The organism is Glaciimonas sp. OK215, assembly GCF_057787885.1.
In genome coordinates this window covers 3537595-3557975 of sequence record NZ_CM173544.1, presented here as the reverse complement: position 1 = coordinate 3557975, position 20381 = coordinate 3537595, and the positions used below count along the sequence as shown (strand labels likewise).

General features: G+C 51.6%; 25 protein-coding genes and 1 tRNA gene. 16 read left to right on the top strand and 10 right to left on the bottom strand.

Annotation, left to right across the window (positions count from 1 at the left end; all coding sequences use genetic code 11):
- Positions 1-100: 100 nt before the first annotated feature.
- From AC3CHX_RS16300 to AC3CHX_RS16290, 3 genes are all read right to left on the bottom strand, one after another.
- Positions 101-808: a hypothetical protein gene (locus AC3CHX_RS16300; RefSeq protein ID WP_488629085.1), complete on the bottom strand. Its 708-nt coding sequence runs from the start codon at positions 806-808 to the stop codon at positions 101-103.
- A gap of 138 nt (positions 809-946) precedes the next feature.
- A complete protein-coding gene (locus tag AC3CHX_RS16295) occupies positions 947-1699 on the bottom strand; it encodes a hypothetical protein (RefSeq protein WP_488629084.1) in 753 nt (250 codons plus the stop codon).
- Entirely contained in the window at positions 1696-2484 is a 789-nt protein-coding gene (locus tag AC3CHX_RS16290) for a TIGR04255 family protein (RefSeq protein WP_488629083.1), read from the bottom strand. Before AC3CHX_RS16290 ends, AC3CHX_RS16295 begins: the two co-directional genes overlap by 4 nt.
- 824 nt (positions 2485-3308) lie before the next feature.
- Here AC3CHX_RS16290 and AC3CHX_RS16285 point away from each other — a divergent pair.
- Together AC3CHX_RS16285 and AC3CHX_RS16280 are read left to right on the top strand one after the other, a co-directional pair.
- Positions 3309-4121, top strand: coding sequence for a DUF2971 domain-containing protein (locus AC3CHX_RS16285; protein ID WP_488629082.1), 813 nt, complete (start codon positions 3309-3311; stop codon positions 4119-4121).
- A 49-nt stretch (positions 4122-4170) separates the two neighbouring features.
- On the top strand, positions 4171-5058 hold the full coding sequence (locus AC3CHX_RS16280; RefSeq protein WP_488629081.1) for an FRG domain-containing protein: 888 nt from the start codon (positions 4171-4173) through the stop codon (positions 5056-5058).
- Between the two features lie 234 nt (positions 5059-5292).
- On the opposite strand, the gene AC3CHX_RS16275 is transcribed toward AC3CHX_RS16280, so the two are convergent.
- Positions 5293-5368, bottom strand: a tRNA-Lys gene (locus AC3CHX_RS16275).
- Between the two features lie 391 nt (positions 5369-5759).
- On the opposite strand from AC3CHX_RS16275, the gene AC3CHX_RS16270 reads away from it, so the two are divergent.
- The 4 genes from AC3CHX_RS16270 to AC3CHX_RS16255 all read left to right on the top strand — a co-directional run bounded on the left by AC3CHX_RS16270 (position 5760) and on the right by AC3CHX_RS16255 (position 7132).
- The gene (locus tag AC3CHX_RS16270; protein ID WP_488629080.1) at positions 5760-6089 is read left to right on the top strand and encodes a hypothetical protein; all 330 of its coding nucleotides are present in this window, start codon (positions 5760-5762) and stop codon (positions 6087-6089) included.
- Between the two features lie 2 nt (positions 6090-6091).
- Positions 6092-6286 (top strand): hypothetical protein, encoded by a 195-nt coding sequence (locus AC3CHX_RS16265; protein ID WP_488629079.1) that lies wholly within the window; start codon positions 6092-6094, stop codon positions 6284-6286.
- Positions 6286-6549: a hypothetical protein gene (locus AC3CHX_RS16260; protein ID WP_488629078.1), complete on the top strand. Its 264-nt coding sequence runs from the start codon at positions 6286-6288 to the stop codon at positions 6547-6549. The genes AC3CHX_RS16265 and AC3CHX_RS16260 overlap by 1 nt, the downstream gene beginning before the upstream one ends.
- A 364-nt stretch (positions 6550-6913) precedes the next feature.
- The gene (locus AC3CHX_RS16255) at positions 6914-7132 is read left to right on the top strand and encodes a hypothetical protein (RefSeq protein ID WP_488629077.1); all 219 of its coding nucleotides are present in this window, start codon (positions 6914-6916) and stop codon (positions 7130-7132) included.
- Positions 7133-7872: 740 nt separating this feature from the next.
- Here AC3CHX_RS16255 and AC3CHX_RS16250 read toward each other — a convergent pair.
- Complete coding sequence (locus tag AC3CHX_RS16250) at positions 7873-8115, bottom strand: hypothetical protein (protein ID WP_488629076.1); 243 nt, start codon at positions 8113-8115, stop codon at positions 7873-7875.
- Positions 8116-8137: 22 nt separating this feature from the next.
- Between AC3CHX_RS16250 and AC3CHX_RS16245 the strand changes: the two genes are divergently transcribed.
- The 8 genes from AC3CHX_RS16245 (at position 8138) to AC3CHX_RS16210 (ending at position 14086) form a co-directional block, all read left to right on the top strand.
- Complete coding sequence (locus AC3CHX_RS16245; RefSeq protein ID WP_488629075.1) at positions 8138-8815, top strand: virulence factor TspB C-terminal domain-related protein; 678 nt, start codon at positions 8138-8140, stop codon at positions 8813-8815.
- A 3-nt stretch (positions 8816-8818) separates the two neighbouring features.
- Complete coding sequence (locus AC3CHX_RS16240; RefSeq protein WP_488629074.1) at positions 8819-9118, top strand: DUF2523 family protein; 300 nt, start codon at positions 8819-8821, stop codon at positions 9116-9118.
- Entirely contained in the window at positions 9115-10263 is a 1149-nt protein-coding gene (locus AC3CHX_RS16235; RefSeq protein WP_488629073.1) for a zonular occludens toxin domain-containing protein, read from the top strand. Before AC3CHX_RS16240 ends, AC3CHX_RS16235 begins: the two co-directional genes overlap by 4 nt.
- 181 nt (positions 10264-10444) lie before the next feature.
- Complete coding sequence (locus AC3CHX_RS16230) at positions 10445-11002, top strand: hypothetical protein (protein ID WP_488629072.1); 558 nt, start codon at positions 10445-10447, stop codon at positions 11000-11002.
- A 403-nt stretch (positions 11003-11405) separates the two neighbouring features.
- Positions 11406-11609, top strand: coding sequence for a hypothetical protein (locus tag AC3CHX_RS16225; protein ID WP_488629071.1), 204 nt, complete (start codon positions 11406-11408; stop codon positions 11607-11609).
- 76 nt (positions 11610-11685) lie between these two features.
- The gene (locus tag AC3CHX_RS16220; RefSeq protein ID WP_488629070.1) at positions 11686-12570 is read left to right on the top strand and encodes a rolling circle replication-associated protein; all 885 of its coding nucleotides are present in this window, start codon (positions 11686-11688) and stop codon (positions 12568-12570) included.
- 445 nt (positions 12571-13015) lie between these two features.
- Positions 13016-13237 carry a hypothetical protein gene (locus AC3CHX_RS16215; RefSeq protein ID WP_488629069.1) on the top strand — a complete coding sequence of 74 codons (222 nt, stop codon included), beginning with the start codon at positions 13016-13018 and terminating at the stop codon, positions 13235-13237.
- A 69-nt stretch (positions 13238-13306) separates the two neighbouring features.
- On the top strand, positions 13307-14086 hold the full coding sequence (locus AC3CHX_RS16210; RefSeq protein ID WP_488629068.1) for a tyrosine-type recombinase/integrase: 780 nt from the start codon (positions 13307-13309) through the stop codon (positions 14084-14086).
- Positions 14087-14490: 404 nt separating this feature from the next.
- Here AC3CHX_RS16210 and AC3CHX_RS16205 read toward each other — a convergent pair whose 3' ends face one another.
- The 4 genes from AC3CHX_RS16205 to AC3CHX_RS16190 form a co-directional block, all read right to left on the bottom strand.
- The gene (locus AC3CHX_RS16205; protein ID WP_488629067.1) at positions 14491-14787 is read right to left on the bottom strand and encodes a hypothetical protein; all 297 of its coding nucleotides are present in this window, start codon (positions 14785-14787) and stop codon (positions 14491-14493) included.
- A 262-nt stretch (positions 14788-15049) separates the two neighbouring features.
- On the bottom strand, positions 15050-16831 hold the full coding sequence (gene tfpB / locus AC3CHX_RS16200; protein WP_488629066.1) for a type IV pilus assembly ATPase TfpB: 1782 nt from the start codon (positions 16829-16831) through the stop codon (positions 15050-15052).
- 115 nt (positions 16832-16946) lie between these two features.
- A complete protein-coding gene (locus tag AC3CHX_RS16195) occupies positions 16947-17795 on the bottom strand; it encodes a spermine/spermidine synthase domain-containing protein (RefSeq protein ID WP_488629065.1) in 849 nt (282 codons plus the stop codon).
- Positions 17796-17849: 54 nt separating this feature from the next.
- Positions 17850-18356, bottom strand: coding sequence for a DNA-deoxyinosine glycosylase (locus tag AC3CHX_RS16190; protein WP_488629064.1), 507 nt, complete (start codon positions 18354-18356; stop codon positions 17850-17852).
- A 119-nt stretch (positions 18357-18475) separates the two neighbouring features.
- Between AC3CHX_RS16190 and AC3CHX_RS16185 the strand changes: the two genes are divergently transcribed.
- Entirely contained in the window at positions 18476-19225 is a 750-nt protein-coding gene (locus AC3CHX_RS16185) for an SDR family oxidoreductase (protein ID WP_488629063.1), read from the top strand.
- A 36-nt stretch (positions 19226-19261) separates the two neighbouring features.
- Complete coding sequence (locus AC3CHX_RS16180) at positions 19262-19702, top strand: Mpo1 family 2-hydroxy fatty acid dioxygenase (RefSeq protein WP_488629062.1); 441 nt, start codon at positions 19262-19264, stop codon at positions 19700-19702.
- On the opposite strand, the gene AC3CHX_RS16175 is transcribed toward AC3CHX_RS16180, so the two are convergent.
- Entirely contained in the window at positions 19696-20244 is a 549-nt protein-coding gene (locus AC3CHX_RS16175) for a GNAT family N-acetyltransferase (RefSeq protein ID WP_488629061.1), read from the bottom strand. The genes AC3CHX_RS16180 and AC3CHX_RS16175 overlap by 7 nt on opposite strands.
- Positions 20245-20381 lie beyond the last annotated feature (137 nt).

Here is a 20381-nt window from a genome sequence, read left to right as displayed (position 1 = left end):
AACAGTCGGTTGTTCAAATCTACGGTTGATACCGAGGTTTGTCGTGATACCACGTCGACTCTATGTGATGTGGTGCCTAATCTTCGATAAAGGAAGACGCCTACTCCATGTGGCTCAGATTGGCGAAGTTCCACTCATCAGTGGACCCCGTTTGTTGCCACGTGAAGATGTTGCCTGGGACGACGTCCCCGTGGTCGATGTCAATCACCACGCCATCGCATGATTCGAGCGCTGCTGTGAACTGGCCATATGCCGCTATGGCAGCCTGACGAGCTTTATAGTCGGCCTCCCATACTGCAGCGTCAACTACGAACCAAACGGCAACCTTGTACGATTGGTCTGCAGCAAGCTCTTCGTCTCTGGGGATAATCGCGACTCGGATTTCGAGTTCATCACCGAACTCGGTGATTATGTTTTCGATTTGTTTCTTAACCGTTCCAACTCGTTCCACGAAGTTGTCTGGCCAGGCTGGTCTAGAAGAGCGTAAAGCGTACCACTCAGCCAGTCGTTGCACGGCGACTGCGTCGAGGCGTTTCTCTGAATCTGGATTGAAGTCGATCAGGAGTTGGCGCGGTATAAGATAACGGTTTGCGGTAGCATGCGCCGTCAGCACCAACCCATCATGTGTAGTGCGGTTTGGTTTGAAGTCGATGACGCGGGTTGACCGAAATTTTGCATATTGAGATCGCACTTTTCCACCGATCAGGGTTCGGCAGTGCAGAACCTCTACAAATGGTTCTGCCGTCAGTGTGTGGGCCACTACATCGCAGGTCTGTGACACGACGATCAGCCAGTCGTCTACACCCACGTTTACTGCTTGCTCTTCGCCAGGGTGAATCAAATAGGCGAGAAGGCTAGCAGAGGAGTCGTGAGGGATTACGCGTCCAGCGCACCAACCACGCGCTGCGACTTGCGGTCCAAGGGGCGTCTGAGACATCCTAGACCCTCACTCATCCGAAGGCAACGAGCGACGAGTCGGGCGCCGTGTGTAGCCAGCTTCAATCATTCTTTGGCTATCGGACTTTGGAGAGCCAGACAGGCGCTTAGCCAATTCGACAAACGCCGCCTCAATGGCAGGTTCATCGATCAGTTTACTGCTTAACATCTGCACCATTGTCCCACCGCTGGTAAGTTGTTCGCGAGCAATAAGGCTAAGTGGTGCACTCGATAGTGTGTGCCACTTATTGGCGAGTCTATCGATCGTGGCAATACGCTCCTGACTGCTGCCATGGAGGGTAACGTTGTTGGAGATATCTAGCCACTTGTAAATCTGGGCTCGGGAGACGGCGAGGACCTCAGCAAGGGTCTGAATAGGAAAGCCGAATGCCGCCTGAATTGACGTTAACCGTTCCACCCTCAGTTGCGCTAGCGACAGTACTCGTTGAGATGGAGCAGCTTCGGCAGAAGCCGCGTGGGTGCCACCTGTAGCCCGCGCCCACAGCTGAAACAACTGAGCGTGGATATTATCTTCGTTTGAAACAAAGAAAAGATGGTCTGATGCCGTCGACCATTCGGCTGTGTTGATCTCGCGCTCGATCACCACGGGTCTTTGCCAAACCTGTGAAACTCGTTTTGCGGACGGAATCGCGTCGGCTAAGTGGTCTTCGGCTGTTTGGATGATCTGGTTCGCTGGAAGATTGTATAGGACAGCCTGAAAGCCTGGCCGACGTCGATCTTCAATAATACCGTTGTTGTTCATTTCCACTCCTCTCTTGCCAGGTCCGAGATCAAGGCTCCGAACGTTTCGGACATTTTCCGATGAAGCACCGTGTACACATCTGCCAGGTTAACTGGGTCAAGGATCGCTTGCACTTCGGCTTGGCAATCAGTGTCGATAAATCCGATGCGTTGCCCCCCTTGTAACGCCCTCTCGGCAGCCGAGAGAATTGCTGGTTTCTTGAGTGGCAATGCGTTGAAATTCGGTGGCCACAACGCTCCGGTTGGAGACGGTGCCGCTGTCCTAATCTGGACCGTTACGTCGTCGACTAAGTAGCTGTAAACCCACATGCTATGCTGTACCTCGGCTCCATTTGGAGGAGTGACGCTCTGTAGAGCTGGGACCAAATAGTCTTGTGTTGACCTGCCGTCGCTTGGGATCACCAGATCGATGTAGCGTAGACCTGCGCGCTCGACGAATGCACCCAAGTTGGCTTGGCCGACAGCATTGAGAACTTGCTTCCAGTGCTCCTTGAAATCGTCTGAATTGCTGTAGGTTGTTGCATGAAGGCTAATAGCTCTAGACCCGATTTGCACTCCGCGCATCTGGTCGGCCGACAAGAGTCGCCACGCAGGTGAAGGCGTGGGTGCTGCACTAGATTCGATGACAATCTCGGTGGCTTCGACGGTCCGCGGATAGTCGGCTCGTAAAGTGTCTTGGATTGCCGGCATGGCGTTGCCGATAGAGTAGTGCGGCGAGATCACTAGTTCTGCGACAACATAGGCAAGTGGGGGGGTACGCCACGTGCCAAGCGTTGCGATGCTCATCGGTATTCTCCTCTAGGTGTCAAAAGCGTGATCCTTACCGACCGAAACGTTGCTTCCTGACAGCAATTTTAAATAGTGTACACAGAAGTGGACACTTGGTGCTAGCAAAAGTTCGTGATTCTACACTGTCCTTGCCATTGCGCTAGTCTCGTCACCGGAAGCGGTAACTTGTCAGCGGCGCCGAGTCCAAGTGTCACGGCGCGCAGTCATCCCCCCACCACGCCTGCCCGCTAAATAGGGCGGTTTCGACTCAAATTTTTGAAATAGATGCACATAGGAGAAACCTAGCGTCGAAGGGCGGCAACACGTCGAAAAAAAGTGACGCGAAATGACGCACCTGGAGGGGTAAAAATGGGGACGGAGTGTGAGCGGTGAAAAACTGATTTTAGGTTTGACCTCGGGGAAAAGGTAACCTTGGTAACCATGACTACATTTCGTTTGTAAGTGACTGATTTATATAAGTTTATGTGGTTACCTTTGAAAGGTAATCTTTGGTAATTAAAAAGGTAACTTCATGCTAAGTCATTGATATATATAACTATTATTTTAGACCTATATTACCTTCTACTATGGTAACCAGATTACCCTAAGGTTACCCCGATGTTACCGTTTTCCAAAACTAGCAAAGCCTTATGCAGCAACGCTTTCCGGTTGATTTTCAAAAAAGGTTACCAATGTTACCTTTTTCCCTAGGGGGACTTTATTTTAGAGTCTCTCTGATTTCGGATTGAAATAGTTGATATATTTACTTCTGCGCCGAGGTATTGGCCGATTTCAAACTATGACTGCGGGAAATTGATAAAATAACAATTGCACGTACAGACATGATCTATTATAAATACCGAGCCTTTACAGAAAGAACGCTTGAGATTTTGCTTAAGCGAGAACTTTTTTTTTCAGATTCGCTAAAACTAAACGACCCTCTAGATTCACGGATCGACATCAATTACTACTACGAAAAAGTTAAGCTTAAATTGGCTGGTCTGCCACAACCAGAGAACGAGCGAAAGTCGTTCATACTTTTTTTGTTAAATTCAAATGAATTTAAGAATGATGAAAGGAAAATAAATCTAAACGATGCTCTGCAAGAATGGCTAACAAGATTAGGAATTCTTTCATTGTCTAAAACTCCTCACGACGCACTATTGTGGTCACACTATGGTGGCTCACACAAAGGAGTTTGTTTTGGTTTCGATTTCATTAATCATACTTTCGAGGGACAGGTTTGCGTTGCAGATGTTGACTATCTTAGGGTGCCAAATTACGAAGATGTGTTCATAAAATTAGTTGAGGATATGAGTGAATTTGTACGACCTTGGGAAGAAGGGCATCACCATTCGGATGAGGAGGCAGATAGTTTTTACACAAAGCAAATCAGCAAAATTTCAGCAGCAAATTTATTTGTCAAGTCTGACAAATGGAAGTATGAAGAGGAATTTCGAATCGTTGCCGCGAGCGAGGGTGCTCGGACGTTCCAGCCTGAATGCTTAAAGCAAGTCATTTTTGGTATGAGAACCGCCGAAAATGACATAAAGCGAATTGGGGGCATCCTTCAATCGCCGGAATGGTCACACGTTGAAATAAAACGCGTGAAACATGTGCCTGGTAGCTTCGATTTTGAAATTGGCACTATGTAGCGTGCAAAACGCACTCACCTATCACCGCCATTATTAAATAGCCCAGAAAATGACTTCAGATATTGATTGGATTGCCTGTGAAACCTTGGATGAATTTTGGAACCTTGTTTCTCCAATTGGTGATATGTGCAGCGCGCCTGGATCGTCGTTTATCTACCGGGGACAAAGCAATAGCGCGTGGGAATTGGTTCCGAACGTTTATCGAAAAGTAGTGCTAGACAAATACAAAAAAGGAATGATGGCGGGGCTCAATGACCATCCTGGTCAATTTTTCTTTGAATGGGCCCTGTTGTCATCTTTTATTATCCTTTGTGATACAAAGGGTTTAGCGATTCCAAATGATTCGATGGATTTCCGGAACTACTTTAGTCAGAACAACATCACCAATATTCATGGAATAAACAGTTCGTTGTGGCCCGAAGATCGGGTTCATCCACTCATGGCTTTGGCGCAACATCACGGAATTCCGACGCGGCTCCTTGATTGGTCAAACAATCCATATGTTGCCTGTTATTTTGCGGCAGCATCAGCTATTAACGAACCTTTCAATGACGGTGAAAAGATTGCACTTTTTGCCTTAGACTTGAACGCGATCCACAATGTTCGCGCCCTAAAGCACGTGAGGGTCCCAGGAAGCACCTCCTCAAACCTGTCCTCACAAGGAGGTTCGTTCATATTGGTGGACAATTCTGGATTTAGATCTGAATCCTTCACTACCGATGTATCGCTGGAGTCGAAGTTGACAGGCGGCGGTACTAGTAGATCAGTGCTGAAAAAAGTGACACTGCCAAAGGCATTAGCCGGCGAACTTTTGCTTCGTTGCGCCAAATTTGGATTTTCGGCCGCCTCCATTTTCCCTGGCTACGATGGTGTAGGCAAAGCCGTCCTCGAATTGACGCTGGCATACGACTATAAGAATAGGTCTGTCGACCAGTAGGAGAGGGCAATGAGCTACATATTTACAATAGTCATTACGTTCGAACGGTAATCGAGCCGGCACCACGATATTGATGTGGATTCGCGTTTATCGGTCGGAATTCGCCGCCAAAAGCACTGTACAACGGCACTGCATATTAGACAGTGTCTAACAAGATGTCTAAATGAAAGGTCGTAAATAAAAAAAGGATTACCAGCCGAAGCGTGTAATCCTTTGATTTCATTCATATTCTGTTGGTGGGGCGTGTGTGACTCGAACACACGACCTACGGATTAAGAGTCCGCTGCTCTACCAACTGAGCTAACGCCCCAACAGGGGACGAATTATAGCGGCTCTTTACCATTTCGAGCAAGTAATCTCGTTTTTCTTCATCTGGCTCTGCTTCAGCGCCTGCTAGCGCAATCGCTAGCTGCGGGTCTTCACCGATTAATTCCGCTAGTTTTGCAGCGTAGTACGGGGAGATATGTCCGCGTTGTTTCCATGTGCTTACTGTGCCTGAGCCTTTTAATTCCAATATCTTCGCGATAGTGGTTCCCTTGTAAGTCTTAAGGGCTTGATTTAAAAAATCAATTGAACTTTTCATAAAATATCTCTCACGGTGAGATTGTTTTGCAGTAACATTCTTTCACCGCGAGAGTTTTCTCTCGCGGCGTGAGTAAACAATATCACATTTAACCATTCAGTCTAGAGGCTAGAAAACCATGAAAAACACTATTCAAATTTTGCACGTTGTCACCGTCGCCGGTCGCTCGAAAAAAACCGGCAATGACTACGATATGCGCATGGCGCAATGCATCGTTCACAAGGCTAATCGCGATACTGGCGTGATTGAACCTCTGGTTGGTGAATTGGTTCTGCCGGAACGTTTTAAAGACACTCAACCGGGCATGTATGAGGTCGAATTTGAGGTTTCGATTTCGCAGCAAAAGCGCGTTGAATCTGCCGTCTACATGATTACGCCGATGTCTCCAAAAGCTCAGGCTGCGAATACTCCTGCTGCCGTTGCACCTGGCGTTTCTAAGGCTGCTTGATCATGGCTGCCGTCATGTCGCCGGGCTATTTGGACCGTTTGATTAATCTCCGGACTAAGTGTGCTGATGTTGCTGAGCGGCGCGATGAATTTTTAGAAGTCGTTTATTTCGCTAATCGCTGGCCTTCTGATGCGCGTTTTGCTGAGCATGCGTGGTACTGGCTGAAGAAGCTCGGCGGCATGGCGGGGGAGTGGTGATGATATCTCGCATCGATGGCGTTCAAATGATCTTGCCTCAAGTGGTGTCCGGCGTGGTGCCGCAATTCGAGCCGTATGACATTGGGTTCGAGCATTGCATCGGCTATGTCGGTTTCTGCTCACAAGCTCCGAATGTTCCCGGTCTTCCTGCGGTGGCGCAATTCTTCGATGGCCATCGTGCGTATGAGCGTGCTTGTGATTGGGTGGATGGGAAGTCCAAGTTGTATCACGCGGGTCTTGGTAATTATCTCTTTACTCTTTGAAGGATCATTCATGTCGCCACTCGATAAAGCGCAACTGATGCTGCTGGTGATGCCTCTGCTGTTCCCTTTGTCGGTGGTGGCTGTGCATCGGTTGAACAGGTGGTTTTGTGGTGTCGGCGTATGAGTACCTGCGCGGTAGCAGTATTGCAGTCTGACGGGTCGTACATGCTCAAAATCGATCCGTCGATCACAGATGTATCCACGTGTGCGTACGTGGTGCAAAGCGGGGTGGATATTGGAAATTCGTTGTTCTCCATGTCTGCCGAAGATGGCGGTTTGATCTCAGCGGGCTTGGTCTCGGTGTGGGCAACTGCTTGGGGTATTAGGCAAGTAATTTCTGTCGTTAAACAAGGGAGTGGATCAAATGAAACTGTTTAAACAAGTGCGTAAGTATGGTCGCCAAGTTGCAGGCGCTGTTGCATTGAGTGCTGTGGCTGCCGGTAATGCGTTGGCTACTGGTGGTGTCGATATCTCGGCTTCGACTACACAAGCAACAACCGATGTGCAAGCGGCTGGTGCGCTGATCATCGGCGTCGTGGTCGCGATTGCTGCGATTGCGTGGATTCGCAAAGTCGTTCATTAATTTTCACGGCTTGTCGTTCCAGATAACGGGGGCTGTGGCTCCCGTTTTTTTTCTTCGGGGGATGTATGAATGGTCTGTTTGTGATTGCCGCTGTGTGTGGCGCTTTCTGGATATTGCTAAGAGCATGAGTTACTTTCTCAAGCGGATTTTTGTGGGCGTCTGCATCGCCGTGGTGATGATGGTGGTGCATCATTTCACGCGGCATGGGGGTTGGTGATGAAGCGCTTTTTGTGCGGTGTGGTGCTGATGGCGGTCTGCATGTTCGGCCATGCGACTACCTATTATTATTCGACCAATACTGCCGGGAATGCGCCCACGATGGCATCTGTCGCGCCGAATTCTAGCGGTCAGGGTTGGTGCAATGCGTGGTATCCGATTTTTTCGTCGGCGGGTCATGATAATTCTGGCGGGTATTACGGTACGTCTTTAACGTGGCATGTGAACGGGAGTTCGGGCTATTGTGCTGGTGCGAATGGGTGGACGCTTACGTTGCAGACTGCGACGGCTTGCCCAACGGGTAAGGTCGACCAGGGTTCCGGGATTTGCGGTGCGGTTGCGTGCAATATTGGTCAGGCGGAGACGTTCAGCGTGCAAATGGGGACCGTTGGGAATCCTACGCAAGCGTTTCCGCAAAGCGATGGTTTTTGTAATGTGACGGTGTCTAAGCTCAACCGGTGCGAAACGGATGCTTCGGTGCCGCGCACTGCGTCGAGCATTGTGTATTGCACGTTTAGTGGTAATCAGACCGGTGGCCAGACGAACGGCGGTTCCGGTTTGACGAATGTGCCCGCTTCGTTGGCTCCTGCGCCTTTGTCTCCGACCTCTGCCGGTGCTGGCGGTAGTTGTCCTGCAGGTTCGTTAAACATTGGTACGGATTCGGCTGGCACGGCGATGTGTGCGGGTACGGGAACGTCTCCACTTGCTCCGACGAATACGACGGTGACGAGTCCGGAGACCACCACCACGAACGCTGATGGTTCCACGACTTCTGTGAACAAGCAGACGATGGCTAACACTGATGGCAGTACCACGACGTTTACCAATACCTGTAACAAGACCTCTGCCGGTGTGACGACTTGCAACACCACCCAGTCCACCGGCAATGCGTCTGATGGGTCGGTCGGTGTGTCCGATGGCAAGCCTGCTGCCGGTGCGGGATCGAATACCGGGAATGGCGCGAGTCCTTCAGGTGAGCCGACTGCGGCTGACGATCCTTCGAAAAAAGACTTGTGTGCGCTGCATCCATTGCTGAATGTGTGCCAGAACTCCCAAGTCGGGGGTAATGGGTGCAGCGGTTCTGTGTCCACGGTGTCGGTGACGGGGGACGCGATACAGGGCGCGATTCTTAAAAAGCTTGCCGATGAACAGTGCGCTAATGCGGTGCCGAATGCCTCTCTGACATTGGGAAATAATTTGCTGGCCGGTACTGATCCGCAACAGTCGGCAATTAATGCGGCGATGACGGGCACGACGACGGATATGAGCGGTCAATCGTTGGATCAATCCGGTTTTCTCGGTGGCGGCTCCTGCTTGTCGGATCGGTCAATTACGTTGGCCGGTCATGCTATCCCGGTGAGTTTTTCTTCTGTGTGTTCCAACATCACGCCTATTCGTTACATCGTGCTGGCTTGTTCGCTGATCGCGGCGTGCATGCTGGTTTCCAAGTCCGTGTTGCAGGGGTAAATAATGTTCGCTGTATTCATTCCGATGCTGTGGGGCGCGTTGGCTACGATGATGGCCTCGCTGGTAGGCCGCGCAATTCTGGCCTTGGGGATTGGCTTTGTGACGTATACCGGGATTACGGTGTCAATCAATGCCATGAAATCATCTGCCATTGCCGGTGTGAATGCGTTGCCCGGTGATGCGTTGGGCATGGTCGGCTATCTGTGGCTCGATAAGGGCATTAGCATCATGTTCTCAGCGATTGCGGTATCGCTGGCCATGCGTGCGATTGGTGGTTCGTTGAAGAAGATGGTGTTCAAATGATTACCGTCATTACCGGGTTGCCGGGTAACGGAAAAACGCTCTACGCACTGTTCTATGTCAAGGCGTATGCAGAGAAAGAAAACCGTGATGTGTACTACTCGGGCATCAAGGATCTTAAGCTGCCGTGGACGGAATTCAAGCCCGAAGAGTGGCCTGGTCTTCCAGCTGGCGCAATCATCGTCATCGATGAGGCTCAGTTCGTTTTTCCGAAGAAGCCGAACGGCTCCAAGCTGCCCGAGTGGTACGAAAAATTGGCTGTGCATCGGCATAGCGGCTTCGACATTTTCATCATCACGCAGCATCCGAGTCTGGTCGATAATTTCGTGCGCCAGTTGTGCGGGCGGCATCTGCATGTGATTCGGAAATTCGGTATGCAGCGGGCCAACATTTGGGAGTGGGCGGCGGCCAATGTGAGTCCTCAAAGTGCTGCGAGTCACAAAAATGCTATTCAGCACAAATGGAAATATCCTAAGGCGGTTTATGAGTATTACAAATCGGCTGAAGTGCATACGGTCAAGCGCTCGATCCCGGTCAAGCTGGTGTTGGCGTGTCTGTTCGTGGTGTCGGTATTTGCGTTCGGTGCGTATGTCCTGCATCGCTACAAAGATAAGGCCCAGAAGCATCAGGAGGCGGCTGTAGGTGGTGTTGCGGAGGCGGGTGGGGTAGGTGCCGCTGGAACTGGTGCCGCGGCTGTAAAGGCGTCCTATAAAAACGCAATGGATGATGCGAAGCAGTTTGTGTTTGACCATACGCCTCGGGTTGTCGGTCTTCCGCAAACTGCGCCTCGCTATGATGAAATCACTAAGCCGACGACGGCGCCGGTACCGGTTGCTTGTGTCGCCAATAAATATCGCTGCAGCTGTTTTACGCAACAGTCGACGCCGATGAATGTGCCGGATTTGCTGTGTCGGGATATTGTGGCGCGCGGTTATTTCGTGGATTTCGATGACAAGGGCGGTCATGGCCAGCAAGTCCAGGTTGGCGGTGTCGTCAATGCTGGCGCGGTGCCGGTGAATGCGTCTAAGCCGGTGGTTGAGGTTGTCAAGTCGCCCGGCTCGTCTGTGGTGAGTTTTGAGACGGAAGATGGTTATGGTGTGCTGGGTAAGCGGGGCGGGTCGTTGCCTAAATCGGTGGTGGGGAAATGATTATCTTGTATCAGGGTAAGCCGGGGGAGGGGATGACGTATTCTCCTCATCTTCGGGCAAAAGCGCTTAAGTTCAATTTTCTAATTGAGAATGGTTCGCCCTTGCTAATTCCGAACACGAAACCTGTTTTTCCAAATGCGAATCGACCGCCCTTGCTAATTTTTCTCGAAAATAAAAACAAATGAATGCTTCGTTCCCAGTGCTGTTTACGCGTCGAAATTCGGTGTACAAATTCCTCGGTTGTGATGTCTACGATCAGCATCGGGATGCTCGAAATTATTCTGGTTCGTTGCCGGTGATTGCTCATCCTCCGTGTCGTGGCTGGGGTCGCTTTCATCACCTGGCGAAAGTTAGACCTGGCGAATTAGATCTGGCGCTTTTTGCTGTCGATGTTGTCCGGTCGGTCGGTGGCGTGCTGGAGCATCCGCAGTATTCCAAGTTGTGGGGCGCTGCCGGACTGCCTCTACCTGGCGAATTCGATGCTTTTGGCGGCTTCACGGTTTTTATTGAGCAGTCTTGGTTTGGTCATGCTGCGCCTAAGCCGACTTGGCTGTATGTGTGTGGTGTCGAGCTGGCGGATTTGCCTGTATTTTCGCCATGTCTTGAGGTTGCTCACGGTCGCATAGAGAAGATGTGTCAGGCCCAGCGTGAGCGTACGCCGGTTGACTTGGCGAAATGGTTGTTGCAGGTGCTGGCGCGTATTAGTGATGCTCGAATAAATGTTACGCGTTACGTTTAATGCTGAGTAGAGACGGCACGCAGTGCAAAATATTACCTGTCCGGTCGAGATAAATCGTTTATACAATTTTGCTGGGTCTCGGTGGTGATCGCCTTCAAGGCGTCCGAAGGGTAATTTTTAGTCGGGTAGTCACCTGGCGGTTGTAAAGGGTGGAAGCGTTTCACGTGCCTTACCCTCGCTCCTGAAAACCGTTTTTGACCTGTTGCTGATGGTCTGTGTGTCGAGTGCGCGGGATAGTGGGGATGCGCGCCGCCGGCGGAGGTACGACGACGAGCGGCGCGCCAGCGCCGCTAAACTTGTATTACGAACACTTAAGAACATGACCGCTGCAAACGTCTATGACAGATGGTGTTTTCAGGGTTGATTTTTTGAAATCCAGTTTTTGAATTAATGGAGATTTGGTATGGAAAAAGAGTTGGTCACCGAACAGATTTGCATGGCAATTCAAGATGTTGTTTCTTGCAATCTTGCTGAGTCTGGTCAATTCAATGACGGTTATGCGCGTGGTGTTATTTGGATGGCCTTCAAGGCTGGGTTTATTTCAGAGATTGAGTCTAATTCGTATCACAACATTCTTGAGGCGTTGGTAGCGCCGGTAACAAAGTAAAAAGATCGTAAAAAAAGCCCGAGGTGATCGAAACACCTCGGGCTCTCCGATAAACCAGTTACAGCTGGAGTACCGAATGCCTGAATTTCACCTCGATTCTAACGAGTCGTCAAGTTCTTTCGTAACATCTCCCCAAGAAAAACCACACTGGTGGACTGATGACGGCAATGGCTGGCAAGACATCTACACGGCTCGCCAGCGCGTTTTTCCGAATGGTCAGTCCGAGATAACCATCTCCAAGGAAAAGTACTGCATAAGCTCGGAAATGCGTGCCTTGCCGCGTGCTAAGCGTGGTGAGTCTAAAGAGCGTGAGCGTAATGATGAGGTGGCCGGTCGTCGCGCAAAGAAGAATGTCCGCTTGTGCTGCAAGGAAATCAATGCTGATCGCTTGGTGACGTTGACGTACCGCGAAAACATGATTGATCGTGAGCTCGCATTAAAGCACCTGAAAGCCTTTGCACGGCGTGTTGGCAAGGTGGTGGATTTTCATTATGTCGCGGTCATTGAACAGCAAGAGCGGGGCGCTATACATTTTCATATTGCTGTCCACGGTCGCCAGTCGTATGTGCTGGTGCGTTCGATCTGGCAATCGATAGTCGGCCTTGGTCCGAACGGCGAACAGATGGGGCAAGCCAATGTGCGTGATCCGCATAAGTTCGGCTTCGGCAAGAATGGCGCTCACAAGCTGGCGGCGTACATTGCCAAGTACGTGGCAAAGCAGATGGATTGTCGCGAGTTGAATCAAAAGCGGTATTTCCGTTCGCGTGGCATCGTTCTGCCGGAAGTCAACACCTGGCGAATTGCGTCTACCGATATGCTAGGAGCTGTTCAAACGGCGTTTACGGTCGCTGCTGAGTTCGGGCTGGAAGGTGTCCAGACGTGGTGCAATAACGCCTTGGGGGTGGTCTGGATTGCTACTGCACCACGAAGTGGACCGCTACTTAGTTCGTGTCCGTTTTGAGTCGTCGAATTCTTAGCATCTGAGTCGATACATTCTCGTTCTTACTTCCTCTCGCATTGTCCGCAGTCGTTCTTGCGATTGACCGCTTTGTCCGTGTCTGGAGTCGGCATCGATGGCGTTGATTTCTTGGGAAAGGGATGAGCATTCTTGGTCACTGTTTGACGTTGTCGTGCCAGTTATTGCTACGCTCCTCGGTTGCTGTATCTCTTCCCTGGTTCTTTCGCGTGTGTCGGCAATGGTTTGTGGATTTGGGCTTATGAAGCCTCCGCTGGTTTCACGTATGTTGACTATTTTTTCGTGGTTACGGTCGATGCATCTTTTATCTGAGTAGGTTGGCTTCTGCGCTGATCCGCATTTGTAGATTTGTCCTGGCTCGTCTGATGCTAGTTGCTGCTGTTGGTTCGATACTGCGGCCGTGTCCCTGGTATTAGTCCGGTCGGGCGGTATGTTTGTTGCTGCCGGGCCTTCGTCGGTCTGTGTCGGCCTGATCGACTTCGACGCCATCCATACAAGCCCGGTGATGATGGCTATCGCCAAGGTAAAACTTACGATTCTGCTGATTATGTCGCGTGCCATATTTTCTCCGGGTCTCGATTGGTCGAACTTGTTTAATGGCAATATTGTATATTTAAGCACGATTTCGAATTTCGGCTGTATTCGGGGGTAATTGCAGTTGGTTTATTCATGGGATGACGCTACTGCACGGTGGCTTGTTGAACAGGCGCATAAGAGTTCTTTGCACTCCGATAAATCAATTATTCGCTGGCTGAATCAACATCTCGCTGGCATTCCTTTGGCTGACATAGATCGTTCCGTTGTCGCAGCTATCCACCACAAGAAGCTCACTACAGGCGTTGGCAATGCGACTGTGAATCGCACTCTTGCGTTGCTGCGCGCAATTCTCAATCGAGCGGCAACAGATTGGGAGTGGTTGCGATCAGTTCCTAAGGTGCGATTGCTTCGTGAGCCTCTGCGTAGGGTGCGTTATCTGTCTCGAGCACAAGCGATAAAACTGCTTAATGAGTTGCCGGAACATTTGTCGGATATGGCTGCTTTTTCTTTGGCTACGGGGCTTCGGAAATCTAATGTGACTGGCTTGGAGTGGTCGCAGGTCGACTTGAACCGTCGTCTCGCGTGGATTCATCCGGATCAAGCGAAAATGCGAAAAGCAATCGCTGTCCCGTTGAACGGTGATGCAGTGCGTATTGTTTCAAAGCAGGTGGGGAAGAATCAGACTTACGTGTTCGCTTATAAGGGGAGGCGGATAGTGCAGACAACTACAGCGGCTTGGTATAAGGCATTAAAGCGTGCCGGGGTTCATGATTTTAGATGGCATGATTTCCGGCATACATGGGCTAGTTGGCACGTGCAGAACGGTACGCCTTTGTATGTCTTGCAAGAATTGGGCGGTTGGGAGAATGCGGATATGGTTCGACGATACGCACATTTGTCTGCCGGGCATTTGGCAGTCTATGCGGATAATTTGGGGAGTTTGATGCTACAGGAATGTGTTTAAGAGTCCGCTGCTCTACCAACTGAGCTAACGCCCCAACAGGAGGCGAATTATAGCGATTGCTGGGCAACATTGCCAGTAGTTATCGTTTATTTCGCGCATATTTTTGATTGATTTTTTGTTGCAGGAATTGCTCGGCGGTAAGGATGCGAACGTGTCTGTCCATTTGATGACATGATCTTGATGGAAGTGGGATGTTTTCTTGAGAGCGCCATTTTGGCGGTTGGGTCCTTGTTATTGGTACACAAGCACTAAAAAGCCGCGATTTCCACTTATTGCGTAGAAATCGCGGCTTTTTAGTGTTGCTTTTAGAGCAATAGTGCTTTAAGCGAGTAAGTGCAGCTTTCTTGGCAACTATTTATGCAGCCTCGTCTATCACTACCGATCGTCGGTGCAGGATAGAGCTATTACGCATCGGCATCCAGATTCAGGCTAAAGATGGCGTCGTAGCCATTTTTTTCGCGATCGTTTTCTTGCAGGTCGTCGACCAGTCCCATGTCTTCCAGTTCTTCGCTGGCGTTGATGTACTGGTTTTCCGTGGCGGCACCGATCACGCGGTAGATTTCCTGATTGGCGTTGCGGACGCCGATGAGTTTGTATTCTTGTCTAACGATGTTCAGTTCTACTACAGATACCAGCAGGTTAGTCATGATTGTTTTGTCGAACTCGGGGACGTCGTAGTCTCCGACTAGTGCTGTTTTCAATCTATTCCTCTTGTGTTTATTGATGGTTGCTTACAGAACGAAATTGAGCGGATGGTTACTCAATACGTGCCCAGCCAGATCGCGCCGAATTTGGTCGTGAGGCTGTAATTTTACCTTCACTGGCTTGGTGGTGGGGTGCTTTTGTCGACTAATCGACGGACTGTTTTCGGGGCCCTGTTAGCCAGATTGCCAGATGAACTAATTAGCATTTGGCGAAAAACATCTTGGTTTGGATGTCAATCCGTTGCTGACGTGTCCACTTTTAAGTCAGGGCGGAGGTAACCTTCAGAACTTCCTCTGCGGTAGTGACGCCTTCGATAATTTTAAAGGCACCGGCGACGCGTAGTGGCTTCATGCCGTCGGCAGTGCTTTGTTGCTTGAGCGCGTGAATGTCGGTTTCAGCCTGAATCATTTTGGAGAATGGCTGCGTGACAGTCAGCAGCTCATACAAACCGGTACGACCACGATAACCGGTTTGACGGCACTCCGGGCAGCCGACCGGTTGGTAGACCGTCTTGGGTTTGGGGATATTCCAGCTTTCCGCCAGATTTAGCCAGACTTCGTCGGTGATCTCGCCGTCGGCGCTTTTGCAATGGGGGCACAAGGTGCGCACCAGTCGCTGCGCCATGATGCCGATCAGCGTGCTTTCCAGCAGGTAGTAGGGCACGCCCAGCTCCAGCAATCGCATCACCGCGGATGGCGCGTCGTTGGTGTGTAGGGTCGATAGCACCAAATGGCCGGTGAGGGCGGCCTGGATCGCCATTTCGGCGGTTTCCAGGTCGCGGATTTCACCGACCATGATGATGTCGGGATCTTGTCGCATCAGGGCGCGGACGCCGTCGGCGAAGGTCAGGTCGATGCCGTGATTGACCTGCATCTGGTTGAAGGCAGGTTCGACCATTTCGATCGGATCTTCTACCGTACAGACGTTGACTTCTGACGTCGCCAGCGCTTTCAGTGACGTGTACAGCGTGGTGGTTTTGCCGGAGCCGGTGGGGCCGGTGACCAGAATAATGCCGTGCGGGCGGTTGGTCAGCGCATCCCAGCGCATCGCGTCGTCCGGCGGGAAGCCCAGTTCCGGTAATGTTTTGACGACGACGTCGGGGTCGAAAATCCGCATCACCAGTTTTTCGCCAAAAGCGGTGGGCAGTGTGGATAGGCGTAACTCGATTTCCTGGCCGCCAGCGGTGCGGGTTTTAATCCGACCATCTTGTGGCCGGCGTTTTTCAATGACGTCCATCCGGCCTAGCAATTTGATCCGCGCTGTCATGGCGATCATGACAACGGCGGGCACCTGATACACCTGGTGCAGCACGCCATCGATACGAAAACGGATGGCGCTGAAATCGCGCTTGGGTTCCATGTGGATATCCGACGCACGTTGTTCAAACGCGTATTGCCACAGCCAGTCAACGATATTGACGATGTGCTGGTCGTTGGCGTCGACCTGTTTATTTGCTTTGCCGAGTTCGACCAGTTGCTCAAAGTTGTTGCGTAGGGCTAACTCCTGCCCCCCCGATTTGTGTGCGCTCTTGATCGATTTTGCGAGTGTGAAGAATTGCGTGATGTATTGCGTGATGTCGAGTGGATTGGCAATCACCAGCCGGATATTGCGGCGCGTGATCTTGGCGATTTCGGCCTCCCATTCGGTACGGAATGGTTCCGAGGTAGCGATCACCAGTTCGGTTGGCGTCAGTTCGACCGGCAGAATATTGAAGCGGGTGGCGTAGTTCGCCGACATCACGTCGGCGACTTTGGCGAAGTCGATTTTGAGCGGATCGATCCGATAGAACGGCAATTGCACTTTGTGGGCCAGCCATTCGGTCAGCCATTCCAGCGTGATGGTCCGGTGCGGTGTCTGTGCGGTCTGGCGCTTGCATTGTGCCACTGCGCTTAACGGATGAATGGCAATGCTGGCGTTGCGGAAGATGCCTTGGGCTTGCGTGTAAAAGTCTTTGACATCGTCTTTCGCGACCGTGCCATCAGCCAGCATCCAGGTGAAAATTTGCTGCAGATCGAGTATTTTTGGCGCTGCTTTATTCATCGCGTTGTCGGTAGTTAGTAGTCAGTCCAACTGGACTGGCTACTGTGGCCGGCTAGCTGGCTAGGCGACCAAAGTTAATCAGGTAAATCGGCCAAGGTCTTGCTAGCCTAAACGCTTAATGCTCGGTGTGCCACGCTTTTATGCCGTTGACCCAGGACTTTGCCGGTAACTTGGTCTCGGCGGTGATTTCTGCTGCGCGTTCGTAGAGTGTGGCGAAATCCGGCTTCCATGCATTCTTGAAGGCGATGGCAATGACGTTGCCATCATGTACTTCCGGCAAGCACCAGACATCATCAAAGGCGAACATCATGGCTTTCAGATTTTTTGCGTAGCTTGGATGATCGCCAAACAGATTCACGGTCATGATGCCGTCGTCGGTCAGGCAAGCCGCGCAGGCACTGTAAAACTCTGGCGTATCGAGCACAGGACCTTTTGCCGTGGCGTCGTACAAATCGACTTGCAGCGCATCGATGGTAGCGTGATTGGCTTCGTTCAGGACAAAGTCCATTGCATCCATTTCGAGCACCGACAAGCGCTCATCATCCCGTGGCAGCTTGAACATGGATGCGCAGATCGCCAGCACCGCTGGGTTGAGTTCAATCGCAGTTACCCGCGCTTGCGGAAATTGGCGATAACTGAATTTGGTCAGTGCGGCCGTGCCCAGGCCGAGTTGAACGATGTGTTGGGGTTGGTCATTGAATAACATCCAAGCCATCATTTGTTGCGCGTATTCCAGTTCCGGCCAGTCCGGTTTGCGCAGCCGCATCGCGCCTTGTACCCACTCGGTGCCGAAATGCAGATAGCGCACACCATCCTGTTCCGACAGCGTGACAGGGGCGAATTTGGGCTTGCGCGGGGCTTTTGGTTCCGTTTTGGCTTCCTTCGCGTCAGCTTTTTGGAGGCGTTTGCCAGGGCCGGCTTTGAGATTCGCTTCGGCTTCGATGGATTTGCGTTTGATCAGCATTGTTAGGATATGAGTACGACGTAAATGAACGAGATGAATCGACAGAATCGATATTTATCCAATGATACCGCGCCACAGCACCAGTTTTTGCTCAAATGTGGTTTGCGCGTTGGCGGGTGAGGAAGAGGGCAGCACCAGGGTTTTGAAACCGGCGGCTTCAAATTGCGCAGCGAATTTGCCCGATGTCTTGCCGTTAAAGCAAACCCGCGTCAATTCCGGGCAGCGCTGATGCAGCAAATCGAACTGGTTAACGAGCGGGTTACGGATCGCACTGTCGAGGCTGCCGCTACGTTCGCAACCTGCCAGAACATCCCATAAGCCGATTCCATGCGACAGCAGTCTTGTGAGCCGATCGGCATAAGGCAAGCCGACCAGATCATCGTCAAGCAGCGCCGACAGCAAGGGCCAGAACTGATTGCGCGGATGACCGTAATATTGCTGGGCCGTCAATGAGGCCACGCCGGGGAAGCTGCCAAGTATCAAGATGCGGGTGCGCTGATCGATCACAGGGGCAAAGCCGTTCAGGGTGGGAGATGAGGGCGGTGATACGGTCATGGGCATCGTGTTGCGAGTGTCAGTGGCGAAGATTTTAAAGCATCGGTATATTATCCGGTTATCTTTGACCACTCTGTTGCGGAGTAGGATAAATCAGCAGGCCATTGCTAGTCAGGAGCAATTACATGCAGCAACCCATCATTCTCATTACCGGCGCCAGCCGTGGCATCGGTGCCGCTACCGCACTATTGGCAGGCACGCGCGGCTACGCCGTCTGCGTCAATTATGTCCATAATCGGGCTGCAGCTGACGCCGTGGTGGATACCATTGTTCAAGGCGGCGGCAGGGCGATCGCCGTTGCCGCTGATGTCGCGGTGGAGGCTGACGTGATAAGACTGTTCGAGACCGTCGACGCGGAACTCGGTCCGGTCACGGCGCTGGTCAACAACGCCGGCATTCTGGAAACGCAAATGCGCGTCGAGCAAATGGACGTTGCGCGCTTGCAGCGGATATTCACCACCAATATCATCGGCAGCTTTGTATGCGCACGCGAAGCGGTCAAGCGCATGTCCACCAAACTGGGTGGCAACGGTGGCGCGATCGTTAATCTGTCGTCGATGGCGGCACGTCTTGGCGGGCCTGGGGAGTATGTCGATTACGCCGCCTCCAAGGGCGCGATTGATGCGATGACGGTAGGCTTGGCCAAGGAAGTTGCCGATCAGGGCATCCGCGTGAATGCCGTCCGGCCCGGCGTTATCTACACGGACATCCACGCCAGCGGCGGCGAAGCAGGGCGCGTGGATAGGGTCAAGGATACGGTGCCGATGCGGCGCGGCGGTCGTGCCGACGAAGTGGCGCAAGCTATTATGTGGTTGTTGTCAGATCAGGCGTCTTATTCCACCGGGACGTTTATTGACGTGGCCGGTGGTCGTTAAGTGTCTAAAATAAACGCTACAAACAAGGAAGAAACGATGCAAACAAGCACCAGAAAAATCGATGCACTATTGGGCACATACGCTGAAAGCCATCGCAATCCCGCCAACGAACTTATCCATTGCATCTGTGTTCCGGCGATTGTGTTTGCGTTGCTGGGTCTGTTGTGGGTGCTGCATCCATTCGTGGCGACATTGGCGGCTATTGCAGCGTTGATTTATTACTGTTCGCTGTCACTCGCGTTTGCCGCCGGGATGGTATTCATGGTGGCGCTGATGCTGCTGATTCTGGATGTATTGCCATCCGCTTGGGTATTCCCGCTGTCGATGGTCGTGTTTGTGGCGGCCTGGATCGGTCAGTTTATTGGCCATAACATTGAAGGTAAGAAGCCATCTTTCTTTGATGATCTGCGGTTTTTGCTGATAGGGCCGTTATTCGTCCTGGGCTTTTTGTACCGGCGCTGGCATCTGCGTTATTGATCGGATTTTTTACGATACAGCACGTGGCGCCGGAGCCGATGGTCAACGGCTAGCCTTGGATGGTCAAAGTCCTCGCTGGCATCATAGGTCATGCCGATCCGCTGCATTACCGCTTGCGAACGCAGATTGCAGCTGGCGGTAAATGCGATGATTTCCGGTAATTGCAGATTTTCAAAGCCGTAGGTCAGTGCCAGTTGTGCGGCTTCGGTGGCGTAACCGTTGCCCCAGTATGCACGGGCCAGGCGCCAGCCGATTTCCATGGCAGGCGTAAATGGCGCTTCGAAGCCGACATGTGCGACGCCTACCATGCCGGCAAAAGGTGTGACGCCGGGAATTTCCAACGCCCAAAAGCCATAGCCAAACTGCGCAAACAGAGCGTGGATGCGTTCGACCATGGCATCGCTTTCGGCGCGGCTTAAGGTCGCAGGAAAGTATTCCATTACCACAGGATCGGCGTTTAATGCTGCGAACGGTGCCAGATCATCAGCGCGCCATTGACGCAGAATGATGCGGGTGCCGGTGAGTTCTGGCGTGTTTGGCATCGAGAGCAATCGTTAGGTTGACGGAAGTATTGTAACGACCAACGGGCAGATAGGGGCACCCGATTGTCTTATTCCGAGGTCAAAAAAATGGGGGAGCCAGGCTCCCCCATTTGTGTTCATCAATATTGTTGCTTCGT